Genomic DNA, 11,706 nt, shown 5'->3' with positions numbered 1-11,706 from the left:
TGGTCATTCGGTTTTATTTGTGACGACGGCTTTTATGGCGACGGCGCGGTTGTGGCGCTAAGCGTCTAGCAGCCAATCGTTCGGGCTGAACAGCTCGAAGTGAACGTTATCGCGAGCAACACCGCGATCGGCGAGCTGCTGGCGAATAGCCTGCAGGAAGCCATTGCCACCACAGAGGTAGTACTGAGCGCCCTCCGGCAGCTCCGTATCCGCCAGATTCATCAAATCCGGCTCGTACCACACCTGCTGGCGAGCATTGGCCAATGCGGCGACAGCATTGTTGCGCTCTGCGCGCAGGGCATCTGCGGTTTCTGCGCGGTCCGCGTGGAGAACGACGACATCACGCTTGGAATCGGCAGCCACCAGGGCATCCAGCATGCCGATCATCGGAGTTGCGCCAATACCTGCGGAAATGAGCACCACCGGGTCATCGGACTTGGTGTCCAACACCAGGTCGCCTGCAGGCAGAGAGATCTCGATGGCATCGCCCGGCTGCACCTTTTCCCACAGCTGTGTGGAAACTTCGCCAGCCGGCAGGTCCTCAGAGGCATCGACACGACGAACCGCGAATGTCAGAACACCTTCCTTGCCGCCGACCAGAGAGTATTGACGTAGCTGGCCGGCGCCGTCCGGCATGGTCTGACGCACGGAGATGTACTGTCCCGGGAGGTAGGAAACGGGGGTTTCGCCGTCAAGCTTGACGGAGAATACTGCGACATCATCACCGCGCTCTTCGCGAGAGACGACGTGAGCGGCGCGGAAAACATCACCTGCTTCGACACCGAGGTCGTCATAGAGCCCCTTCTCGAAGTTGATGAGAACACGCTGCATCTCCAGGTAGACGGCATCCCATGCGTCGCGGACAGCTCCCTGAAAGACCTCTGGGGTGAGGATTTCCTCGATGGCATCGAAGAGGTGCTTGTGCACGATTGGGTACTGCTCCGGCTTGATACCAACGGAAATGTGCTTGTGGCCGATGCGGGAAAGCAGTTCCTCCGGGGCAGGAGCGTCTGGGTCGACCAGGGTAGCTGCGAAGGTAGCGACGGATGCCGCCAGCGCCTTCTGCTGAGCCCCCTGCTTCTGGTTGCCGCGGTTAAAGGTATCGGCAATGAGTTCGGGGTGAGCAGCGAACATCCGGTTGTAGAAGTTCGGCGTGATTTTCTCGATGTTGGCACCGACGACGGGCAGGGTTTGGGTGACGACTTCGGCCTGCTCTGGAGTCAGACCGTTCTTGTTGACATTCAGGTTTGGCATGACTTCACACTATCACTATATTGCGCATTTTGTTTGCGCAATATAGTTTGTTGGCGCCAAAATTAGTCTTTGCAGTTGCGAATCAACCGCTTTTAGCTGCAGAAACGGCGCCACCGAAAGTTTTGACAGACAGGCTTCGACAGCACCACTCTCAGCTCTTTTCGAATCGAAATCAGGCCTTCAGCTCTACGCCTAAACCGGACGAATATTCAGCCGAGAACCCTCAGGCAAGCTACCTCCCTCGGGAGTATCACCATCCGCACCATCAACCGACTTGGCGGGAATGAGATCAGCAATCAACACCGGATCCAGCGCGGCGAAGAACGCCTCCTGTGCGGCCGCTAACTTGCCGCGTAACAGGCACGTCGGCAGCAATGGACAGTCAGTGCCGACACAATCGACGACCTCGTTGTTTTCCAGAGTGCGCAGCAGCTTGCCGACGGATTTTTCCGTAGCCGAATCCCGCAGATAAATGCCACCATTGCGCCCCTTGACCGCTTCCAAGAAGCCGAGCTCCACAAGCCGCGAGACAACCTTGGAAACATGCGCGCGAGACGCATTGAGAGACTCCGCTACCTCGGCAGCGGTGTATTTGCGCCTTGGCTCCCCCGTCGCCATCAAAGTGATGACACGCAGGCTCAAATCAGAGAAAAGCGTTAGTTGCATTGCGTGTCACCCTTCATCGTTGTACTGCACAAACCACCCCCTTGCCAGCCACTTCGGGCAACAAGGGGGTGGTTCTAGGTTCTAGCTTTTAGCAAGGCTAGCTAGCAAGATCTTAGTCCTGCAGACTCTTCTCGATACGAGCCTTCAGAGCCTCGAACTCGTCCCAGACCTCCTGCGGAACGCGGTCGCCGAGGAACTTCAGCCACTCCTCGTTGTCCGGGAGGTCACCCTGCCACTTAGCAGCCGGCGCCTTCAGGGCTTCCTTGACATCGGCGAAGTCGATGTCCAGGCCAGTCAGGTCCAGGTCCTCCGCCTTAGCGGTGTGACCAACAACGGTCTCCTTGGCGCCAACACGGCCCTCAATGCGGTCGATGATCCACTTGAGAACACGGGAGTTGTCGCCGAAGCCCGGCCACAGGAAGCGACCGTCTTCGCCGCGGCGGAACCAGTTGACCAGGAAGACCTCTGGCATCTTGTCGCCGCCCTTGACACCCATGTCAATCCAGTGCTGCAGGTAGTCACCGACGTTGTAGCCAATGAACGGCAGCATTGCCATCGGGTCGTGACGCAGGGAGCCAACCTTAGCCTCAGCGGAAGCAGCGGTCTGACCGGAAGCCAGGGTTGCACCGATGAAGGTTGCGTGGTTCCAGGACAGAGCCTGGGTCACCAGCGGCACAGTGTCCGGGCGACGGCCACCGAACAGGATGGCGTCAATCGGGACACCCTGCGGGTCGTCATACTCCGGTGCAGCGACCGGGCACTGCGAAATCGGGGTGCAGTAACGGGAGTTCGGGTGCGAGGACAGCTCGTCGGAATCCGGAGTCCAGTCATTGCCCTTCCAGTCAATGAGGTGCTCCGGCTTGCCTTCCATGCCTTCCCACCAGACGTCGCCATCGTCGGTCAGTGCGACGTTGGTGAACAGGGTGTTACCGGCCTCCATGGTCTTCATGGCGTTCGGGTTGGAGGAGTAGTTGGTACCCGGTGCAACACCGAAGAAGCCGTTCTCCGGGTTGACAGCGTACAGGCGGCCGTCCTCACCGAACTTCAGCCATGCGATGTCGTCACCGACAACCTCGGCCTTCCAGCCCTCGATGGTCGGAGTCAGCATAGCCAGGTTGGTCTTACCACATGCAGACGGGAATGCAGCGGCGATGTGGTAGGCCTTGCCCTCTGGGTTGGTGAGCTTCAGGATGAGCATGTGCTCAGCCATCCAGCCCTCTTCCTTGGCCATGACCGAAGCGATACGCAGTGCGTAGCACTTCTTGGCCAGGATGGCGTTTCCGCCGTAGCCGGAACCGTAGGACCAAATCTCCTTGGTCTCCGGGAACTGGGTGATGTACTTCTCATCGTTGCACGGCCATGCAACGTCCTCCTGGCCTTCCTCCAGCGGAGCGCCAACGGAGTGCAGAGCGTGGACGAAGTCCCCGTCCGGACCAATCTTGTCCAGGGCATCCTGACCCATGCGGGTCATGATTCGCATGGAGAGAACCACGTACTCCGAGTCGGTCAGCTGAACACCCAGCTTCGGCTCCGGGTCGGTAATCGGACCCATGCAGAACGGAACGACGAACATGGTGCGACCCTTCATGGAACCGCGGTAGTGCTCGGTCATTTCCTTCTTCAGCTCGACCGGATCCGCCCAGTTGTTGGTCGGGCCAGCGTCCTCTTCCTTTTCAGAAGCGATGAACGTGCGGGACTCCACACGAGCAACGTCCTTCGGGTTAGAGCGGGCAAGGAAAGAGTTCGGGCGCTTTTCCTCATTCAGCTTGATAAGAGTTCCCTTATCAACCAGGTCCTGGGTAAGGCGGTTCCACTCTTCTTCCGAGCCATCAGCAAAGACAACCTTGTCTGGCTGGGTCAGTTCTACGACCTCAGCAATCCAGCGCAGCAGTTCGGCGTTCTCGGTCGGGGCCTGGCCCTCGAGACCAGGAATAGAAGGTGCGGACATCAGTTCTCCTGACTCATTGATTCGCGTCTTAATTTAAGGCTACCGGGGGATACCGAAAGTTGCCGGGCCCCACATCGACAATCGGCTCGTTCCCTCATTTGCAAGCCGTTACATCACGGCTTTACAACAAATAATTTTCCTCGCCCCATTCTTGCGACCTGTTCATTTATGGCTATAACCAGCGAATAAGGCCAGCCTCACCGCATAAATTTACAACCATTAACCCTTTGGCTGCAGTTACCCCCATTTGTAAGCAACCGAGACACGGGTACCCCCGCGCACCGTGGTTCCAAAGTCGTTAGTCCCAGCTGCCCCGAGCGGATTGCTCCCATGAGTACGCATCCCACTTCCCCGCGGCTGATGCCGGTTCCACTGCTGCTTCGCCCATCGCGTCAGCAGCCCTCACATCATCACTGCTCCAAGACTCCCAAGTGCCGTCAAAACGGACCGTCGTAACGTGATCCACCGTGCCGTCACCGTCCAAATCTGAATAGATTGACAACCCGGAATCGTCGGCAAGCGTAATTGACCCCTCGTCGTCGCCGAGGTCGTAGAGCTGCCCATCGACCTCCACAACCAGCCCGGCGCCACCAACGTCCACCGACTGCCCATCAATCGGTGTCGCCGCCTCCAAACCACACGGCGTAGCGGGCGAACGCACCTCCACCCCGACCTCGGACGCGGGTTGGTCGGAAAAGTACTGCAGTAATGAAAACTCATCCATCGTGATATCCCCCTATTTCTCTTCGCTGTCACGGCTATCGGGCAGGCGTTCCGGTGTACTCCGCCAGCTGCTCTATCCGCCATCCCGGACCCCGCGCACCAAGGGCTTCGCGCACCGTCATCTCCACGGACTGTGTCCATTTTCGCCGCAGATGGGCGAGGTAATTTGCCCGCCACTGCGCGGTGCGTTGGCGTGCGTTACGACGAATCGTTGCGCCCACCGCCACCACCGCAACGCCGAGGCCTATTGCAAGTGCGGCCAGCTGCGCCGCAAGCGTCGGCACCCCAACCCACATCAGCACCCCGTGGATGATCCGCACTGCGCCGACCGCCACGCCAAGCGAGGCCACCGCCACCAGCGCGTCCATGGCATAACTGGGGCGAGCTGGGTTTTCTGGAGCGGGCACCGGGATTTCCACACGAAAGCCCAATTCGTCGCCACACCGCTGCTGCAGCCGCGTCGCTGCGACCTCGGCGCGGCCCTGAAGTTCCGCTTGGTCACCTGCGGGTCCGTCAGCCACTTCCTGGAGCGCATCCCGCACTGCACTCTCAGCTACCAACTGCATCTTCCGCTGCAATCGCGCCGCCGCCCCGGCTCCGCGCGATCGCTCCTGCGCCAGCTGAGCTCGCACATTTCGAGCCCGGCGCGCACTCAGTGTTTCTCCCGAGTTTCTGGGCGGGCCTTCTGCCAGCAGAACCAGGGTTCTGGCCATTCTCTCGTCCAGCGCTCCCATCGGGATTGTGCTGTCGATTTCCTGGCGCCAGGCCTCGGCATACTCACCATTGCCAATCAGGCCAACTGCAACGCGGCCGGTGGCCTGGCTAATTGCTGCAACCGTGCTGACACACTCCCGCGTGGGCTGCACCTCGCTGTCTGCAACATAGAGCACGACGGCGCTGCGTTTATCCACAAACTCCAGCCGACGTGGCGGCATCGCAGTGTCAACGATCTGCGAGAGGTCCGCGCGGTCCGCTGCATCCCCAGCTTTGGTGACAAGGAGCGGTGGCTGCTCAGACCCCTCCGCCGAGACCGGGCGTGGCTCAACTACGTCCGGTGTTGCCATAGCAACTCCTCCAGGCTGTCTCTAGCCGCGGGAAAGGCTGCCGCGATCTCAGTCAACTGCACTGCGAGTAGCCCGTCATCATCGCGTGATTCGTCTTCCGCACCGTAGCGTTCAGCAATCTTCCGCAACGCGGAGCTGAACAAAAAAGTGTGTTCAGCTGTCTCGTTTGTGGAGATGTCGCAATACTCGTCGGCAAGCGAATGGCGAATCGGTTGTTGCTCGATGACCAGCGCGACAGGGGCGGGCAGCTTGTCGGCCAGCTCCGCGTGACATTGCGAAAATGCCTCGCGCACAGCGGTTTCGCGCACGCCCCTGCGCAATCGCGCGCAGATTATCGGTGGCCGTTTCTCGCGCTCAAGCGCCTTGGCGACGCACACCTCCGCGCCGCTCGTGTTAGCGGTGTCCGAGTGCGCGGCCTGCCGTGATGACAGCCAGTCCACCACGGCAGCGCGCAACGACGACGATGTAGATCCCGTTGACGGCTGTGTTGTTTCCGTGACATCAGTTGCGGAAATAAGGTCCATTCGGCCTAGTCCCCTCCCATAAAGCCCCTGCGTGGTTTAGTTAAAACCTGCGTAACCCCCATACGGCCCGTGAGCCAGATTCCGCGCCCTGAAACGCTGCGCTAGGCAGACCCCAAGCGCCGCTTCAACCAACAAATAAGCGCGGCTTCGCGTTCAGCCTACAGCGGACCGCGGATTCGGCAAGTCGACAAAACAACTTTCCCCGCCGTGCCGCCTATTCAGGACGACGCGGCATCGTCAACCGGCGTGAAACCGCCAGGACAACAACAAAAATCCTAGGGGCAATGATTGGATAGTTGGCCGATGTCGTGGACAATAGGGAACGTGACTACTTCTGATTTTTCTGAAAATATCGAACAGCCTGCGGTTTCGCAGCAATCTGAACCATTGCCAACTCGCGCGGACGAGCAGGCGGAACAACCGCATGAACGCCAGCCGAAGAAGGGCGAATTGCCTGCAGGTCGTCCGGAAAAGACCCAATTCGACGATGGTCTTGACTACCCGCGCATCGGCAATCTGTCCTTCCGCCGCGGCACTTTGACTCCCAACCAGGAAAAGATCTGGGAAGACAACTGGGACACGTACGGCAAGGTCCTCTCCGACGAAGTCATTGACGTGGAGGAATGGTTCGGCCGCAAGGGACCGACCATCGTCGAGATTGGCTGCGGCACCGGCACGTCCACCGTGGCTATGGCTCCGCAAGAACCGGACCACAACATCATCGCCGTTGAGCTCTACCGCCCTGGCCTGGCGAAACTGCTCTCCGCCACCGTGCGCAATGAGGTGTCGAACATCCGCATGGTCCGCGGCGACGGCGTCGAGGTCCTGCAGCGCATGATCGAGCCGGAGTCGCTGGCCGGCGTACGCCTGTTCTTCCCGGACCCGTGGCCGAAGGCACGCCACCACAAGCGCCGCATTGTGCAGTCCGGCACGTTGCGCCTGATTTCTTCGCGTCTGAAGCCCGGCGGCATTTTCCACGCCGCCACCGACCATGCGGACTACGCCGAATGGATCGAGGAGCTCCGCGAGGTCGAGCCGACGCTCGAGCCCATCGCCTGGCCCTGGCCGGAATCCCCCATGCTTCTCGACCGACCGACGACCAAGTTCGAAGCCCGCGGCCTGAACCTCGACCACGACATCCACGAGTTCATCTGGCGCAAGAAAGAGGCATAGGAACATGAGCACTACCCAAAACACCTCTGCCAGCTACAACACCACCGAGACGCACCCCACCGCACTGCTCGTGTGGGATGCCCCGAACTTGGACATGGGGCTCGGCGCCATTTTGGGCTCCCGCCCGACCGCCGCGCACCGCCCCCGCTTCGACGCCGTGGGCAAATGGCTTATCGACGAAGCCGAGCGCGTATCCCACAAAATCGGTTCCGATGTCCTCCCCGAGGCCACGGTGTTCACCAACGTCAACCCGGGCTCAGCGGAGATTGTCCGCCCCTGGGTCGAGGCTCTGCGCAATGTCGGTTTCGCGGTCTTCGCAAAGCCGAAGATCGAAGAGGACACCGACGTTGACCCGGACATGATTGCGCACATCCAACGGCGTTACGACGAGGGCGTGTTGCGCAGTGTCGTCGTTGCGTCCGCCGATGGCCAGAATTTCCAGGAGCTGCTGGAAAAGCTCGCATCCGAGGGGATTCGGGTAACCGTCATCGGTTTTCACGAGCACGCTTCCTGGGCGCTGGCCTCCGATGCGATTCGCTTCGTTGACCTGGAGGAAATCAAGGGCGTCTTCCGCGAGCCGCTACCGCGTATCGATCTCGACCGCCTGCCTGATGGCGGTGCGTGGCTGCAGCCGTTCCGTCCGCTCACTTCGTTGCTCAAGGAGCGCGACGGCAAGAACGACGACTAGGGAGACCACTGCGGCGACGTCTAGGGAGACGAACAGGAAGACGAACAGGCTTCTTATTTATGTCACGACTTAAAAAAGTCCTCAAAACCGGCAATTCGAGCTGGCTACGATCGATAATCCTCGTGGCCCTCGTGATTGCCGGTGTCGTCCTGACGGTAAGAAACTGGGACAGCGTCGTCCAGGGGCTCCAAATCCTTGCGGATGTCGACGCTAAGTGGCTGTTCATCGCTATTTTTTCCGTGGCTTTTTCGCTCTACGCGATGGCGGAAGTGATGCGTCTGCTGTTGCGAGCTGGAGGCGTAAAAGCAGCCACTCGCCGTAGCACCAATGCGCTAACCCTCGCATCCAACGCGTGGGCGGTCACCGTTCCCGGTGGTGCTGCATTCTCCACGGCGCTACAGATTAAGCGCATGATGCAGTGGGGCGCATCCGCGGTCCTTGTCAGCTGGTTCGTGCTTTTTTCGGGCGCGTTGTCGTTTTTAGGTCTGGCATTTCTGGGGCTTGGCAGCCTCTTCTTCGTCGGACAGGGTGGCACGACCGCGGTGCTCATCGCTATGGCAATTGCGGTTTTACTAGCCACCATTTTGCTGTGGCGGATTTCGCAGAACCCGGCTTTTCTCAACAAGACAGGCGCGTGGTGTCTGCGTGTCTTTAACAAGATTCGAAAGAAGCCCGCGGACACCGATGTCGACCGACTTGAAGAGTCCGTCAAACAGCTGACCAGCGTGAAGTTGCCCGTGCAAACTTTGGCTCTTTCCTTCACCTGGTCCTTTATCAACTGGGTCGCGGAAATTGTCTGTCTCTACGCCGCCATCCGTGCCGTTGGTGTCGATGACATCTCCGCTACGAAGGTGCTGCTGGCCTTCGTAACCGGCAAGCTCGCTGGTTTCATCCAGGCCACACCGGGCGGCATCGGCACTGTCGAGGCCGCTTTGACCGCGGCTCTCATCGCAGGCGGCACCACCGGCGCCGAGGCCTTTGCAGCGGTGCTGGTCTACCGCATCGTTTCCTTCGTCCTGGTGGCAATTGTGGGCTGGATTATCTACGCCCTCGGCTTCGACCACAAGGATCAGCCCGAGCATCAGCCAGTCGCTGACCGCTAATGGCTTCCTCGCCGCTGGTCGCTGGTCCCCCACCAATCTGAGGGGTCGCTAGACTAAGAAGCATGAACACACGCGTATCGACGTTCTTGATTGACATCCTCGCCATCTTTATTTTCGCCGTGTTAGCGCGCCTGGCTCACAACACTCCCGAGGATTCTTTTACCTTCATCAATATCCTCGATACCTGGTGGCCGTTCGCATTCGGTGTCCTCCTGGGCACCGCGCTGATTAAGAACGAGCCGAACCCGCGTGCAGTGAGTTCAGGCGCAATTGTGTGGCTCGGCACTGTCGTCGTCGGCCTAGCTGTGTGGGCCACCCGCAATTCGGCAGTCCCGCACTGGTCCTTCATTCTGGTTGCCTCAGTCATGAGCGCCTTGCTGCTGCTGGGTTGGCGAGCAGCGTCGAATGCGGTTGCTCGTAAGTCTCTGGACTAAGCCTTTGGCCCCGTTCCTAACCCTTCGATTTAGTTCACTGACTAAATCTGGTTTTTAATTTTTGCACTCCGCCTCGATAATTGAAGAATGGACAAATCTTCAGACGAGGCTCTCGGCAATCAACCAACTGCTGAGACCCAACGAACTCATAACCCCGCAGGGTCCAGCGAAGACCGCACCTTCATGGGCCAACCGTGGGGTCTCGCCAATCTCTTCGGCATCGAAATGTGGGAGCGCTTCAGCTTCTACGGCATGCAGGCCATCCTGGCTTTCTACATGTACTACGAGACCACTCAGGGCGGTCTCGGCCTGGACAAGGGTGCTGCTACCTCTATCGTCGGTGCTTACGGCGGTCTTGTCTACATGGCCGCACTCGTTGCCTCTCTGGTTGCTGACCGTATCCTTGGCTCGGAGCGGACACTGTTCTACTCCGCCATCCTGGTCATGTTTGGCCACATCTCCTTGGCATTCATCCCCGGCGTGATTGGCCTGGCTATTGGCCTTGTCTCCATCGCAATCGGCTCCGGCGGCGTGAAGACCAACGCACAGGTCGTGCTGGGTCAGCTCTACGCAAAGGACGACCCGCGTCGTGACGCCGGCTTCTCCATCTTCTACATGGGCGTCAATATCGGTGCCCTGTTCGGCCCACTGCTCACCGGCTGGATCTGGGGAATGAAGGGCTTCCACTGGGGCTTCGGCCTGGCCGCTATCGGTATGGCTGCCGGTCTGATTCAGTACATCCTGATGCGCAAGTCCACCATCGCCGAGGCTGGCCATGAGATTCCGAACCCGCTGCCGAAGAAGCAGTACCCGGTATGGATTGGCATCGCAGTGGTCATCACTGTTGTCTCGGTTACGCTGGTTTCCACCGGAATTGTTCCGGTCACGACTCTTTCCACTGTGGTCACAGTGATTGCACTGATCGCCGCTGTGGTGCTGTGGTGGCAGATGTACTCCTCGCCACTTACGACGAAATCGGAGAAGACTCGCCTGGTCGGCTTCATCCCGATGTTCGTCTCAGGCGTGCTGTTCTTCGGTATCTTCCAGCAGCAGTTCACGGTGCTGGCCATCTACTCGGACATCCGCCTCGACCGCGAGATCTTCGGTTGGGAAATGTCCCCGGCCTGGATTAACTCGATCAACCCGATCTTCATCATCGCCTTCTCGATGGTCTTTGCAGCCGCCTGGTCCAAGCTTGGTGACCGCCAGTGGTCCACCCCAGTGAAGTTCGGTGTCGCCAACATCATCATCGGTATCTCGCTGTTCTTCTTCATCCCATTCTCCGGTGGCGGTGAGAACTCCACTCCGCTGTATGCGATTATCTGGATTCTCTTCCTGTTCACCATGGGTGAGCTCATGCTGAGCCCGGTCGGCAACGCCCTTGCTACCAAGGTCGCTCCGGCAGCATTCCCGTCGCGCATGATGGCCGTCTGGCTGATGGCAGTCGCTATGGGTACTTCACTGGCAGGCACCCTGGCCGGCTTCTACAACTATGAGGATGCCGCTGCTGAGAACACCTTCTTCATCACCCTGGGTATCGCCTCGGTTGTCCTGGGCTTGATTCTGCTCGCACTGCGCAAGTGGATTGTCAAGGAGTTCGTCGACGTCCGGTAGGGCTGGCTCCGTAAGGCTGGCCCCCGCTCTGGCACAGCCCACGCCCACGCCCACGCCCCTCCCCCTCCTCCCCACTTCACGACACCTATGTCACCTCATGCCGCCTCCACAGATGGCACGAGGTGACATAGGTGTCGTGAAGTGTTTTTTGGGTGGCTCTGAACATGCTTCGCTACAAACCTGCCACCAGCACAACCGCCATCCACAGATTTTCCCCACCTCCCCACCGGCTAAAATTGAGGCCATGTTTGCCATCATTACCGTCACCGGCGAGGATCACACCGGCATCATCGCCGCCGTCACCACTGCTCTGGCGGAGCAGGACGTCAACATCGTCGATGTTTCCCAGACCCTCATGGATAAATGGTTCACCATGATCCTGCGGGTGGAGTTCAACGAGAAGGCCACCCCTATCAGCACGCTGCAGGGTTACATGGATTCCGTCGGCAAGCGGGAGGGGCTTGTCATTCGAATCCAGTCTGAGGCGCTGTTCAACGCCGTCAACGAGATTTAAA

12 protein-coding genes are annotated in these 11,706 nt (G+C 59.4%); 6 read left to right on the top strand and 6 right to left on the bottom strand.

What is annotated here, in order from left to right; translation table 11 throughout:
• Positions 1–57 precede the first annotated feature (57 nt).
• The 6 genes from ADM64_RS03640 to ADM64_RS03615 form a co-directional block, all read right to left on the bottom strand.
• Entirely contained in the window at positions 58–1,254 is a 1,197-nt protein-coding gene (locus ADM64_RS03640) for a globin domain-containing protein (RefSeq protein ID WP_049193167.1), read from the bottom strand.
• A 192-nt stretch (positions 1,255–1,446) separates the two neighbouring features.
• Positions 1,447–1,920 carry an Rrf2 family transcriptional regulator gene (locus tag ADM64_RS03635; RefSeq protein WP_049193165.1) on the bottom strand — a complete coding sequence of 158 codons (474 nt, stop codon included), beginning with the start codon at positions 1,918–1,920 and terminating at the stop codon, positions 1,447–1,449.
• Positions 1,921–2,032: 112 nt separating this feature from the next.
• Positions 2,033–3,868, bottom strand: a complete 1,836-nt coding sequence (locus ADM64_RS03630) for a phosphoenolpyruvate carboxykinase (GTP) (RefSeq protein WP_049171801.1) — start codon at positions 3,866–3,868, stop codon at positions 2,033–2,035.
• 298 nt (positions 3,869–4,166) lie between these two features.
• Positions 4,167–4,592, bottom strand: coding sequence for a DUF6802 family protein (locus ADM64_RS03625; protein ID WP_049193163.1), 426 nt, complete (start codon positions 4,590–4,592; stop codon positions 4,167–4,169).
• Between the two features lie 34 nt (positions 4,593–4,626).
• The gene (locus tag ADM64_RS03620) at positions 4,627–5,655 is read right to left on the bottom strand and encodes a hypothetical protein (RefSeq protein ID WP_049193160.1); all 1,029 of its coding nucleotides are present in this window, start codon (positions 5,653–5,655) and stop codon (positions 4,627–4,629) included.
• Positions 5,637–6,179 (bottom strand): hypothetical protein, encoded by a 543-nt coding sequence (locus ADM64_RS03615; protein WP_049193159.1) that lies wholly within the window; start codon positions 6,177–6,179, stop codon positions 5,637–5,639. Before ADM64_RS03615 ends, ADM64_RS03620 begins: the two co-directional genes overlap by 19 nt.
• Positions 6,180–6,503: 324 nt before the next feature.
• Here ADM64_RS03615 and trmB point away from each other — a divergent pair, with 324 nt between their 5' ends.
• From trmB to ADM64_RS03585, 6 genes are all read left to right on the top strand, one after another.
• A complete protein-coding gene (gene trmB, locus ADM64_RS03610) occupies positions 6,504–7,352 on the top strand; it encodes a tRNA (guanosine(46)-N7)-methyltransferase TrmB (RefSeq protein WP_224784268.1) in 849 nt (282 codons plus the stop codon).
• Positions 7,353–7,356: 4 nt separating this feature from the next.
• Positions 7,357–8,040, top strand: a complete 684-nt coding sequence (locus ADM64_RS03605; RefSeq protein WP_005510460.1) for an NYN domain-containing protein — start codon at positions 7,357–7,359, stop codon at positions 8,038–8,040.
• Between the two features lie 59 nt (positions 8,041–8,099).
• On the top strand, positions 8,100–9,143 hold the full coding sequence (locus ADM64_RS03600; protein WP_049193158.1) for a lysylphosphatidylglycerol synthase transmembrane domain-containing protein: 1,044 nt from the start codon (positions 8,100–8,102) through the stop codon (positions 9,141–9,143).
• 62 nt (positions 9,144–9,205) lie between these two features.
• Positions 9,206–9,577, top strand: coding sequence for a DUF3054 domain-containing protein (locus tag ADM64_RS03595; RefSeq protein WP_049171813.1), 372 nt, complete (start codon positions 9,206–9,208; stop codon positions 9,575–9,577).
• Between the two features lie 87 nt (positions 9,578–9,664).
• Positions 9,665–11,191 (top strand): peptide MFS transporter, encoded by a 1,527-nt coding sequence (locus ADM64_RS03590; protein WP_016421637.1) that lies wholly within the window; start codon positions 9,665–9,667, stop codon positions 11,189–11,191.
• Positions 11,192–11,435: 244 nt separating this feature from the next.
• Positions 11,436–11,705: an ACT domain-containing protein gene (locus tag ADM64_RS03585; RefSeq protein WP_016421638.1), complete on the top strand. Its 270-nt coding sequence runs from the start codon at positions 11,436–11,438 to the stop codon at positions 11,703–11,705.
• Position 11,706: the final 1 nt, after the last annotated feature.

The sequence above is a fragment of the Corynebacterium sp. 401_CJEI genome (assembly GCF_001076435.1).
Taxonomy (GTDB): domain Bacteria; phylum Actinomycetota; class Actinomycetes; order Mycobacteriales; family Mycobacteriaceae; genus Corynebacterium; species Corynebacterium jeikeium_D.
The sequence above is the reverse complement of the archived record's forward strand: the minus strand, read 5'-3'. Positions and strand labels throughout refer to the sequence as shown.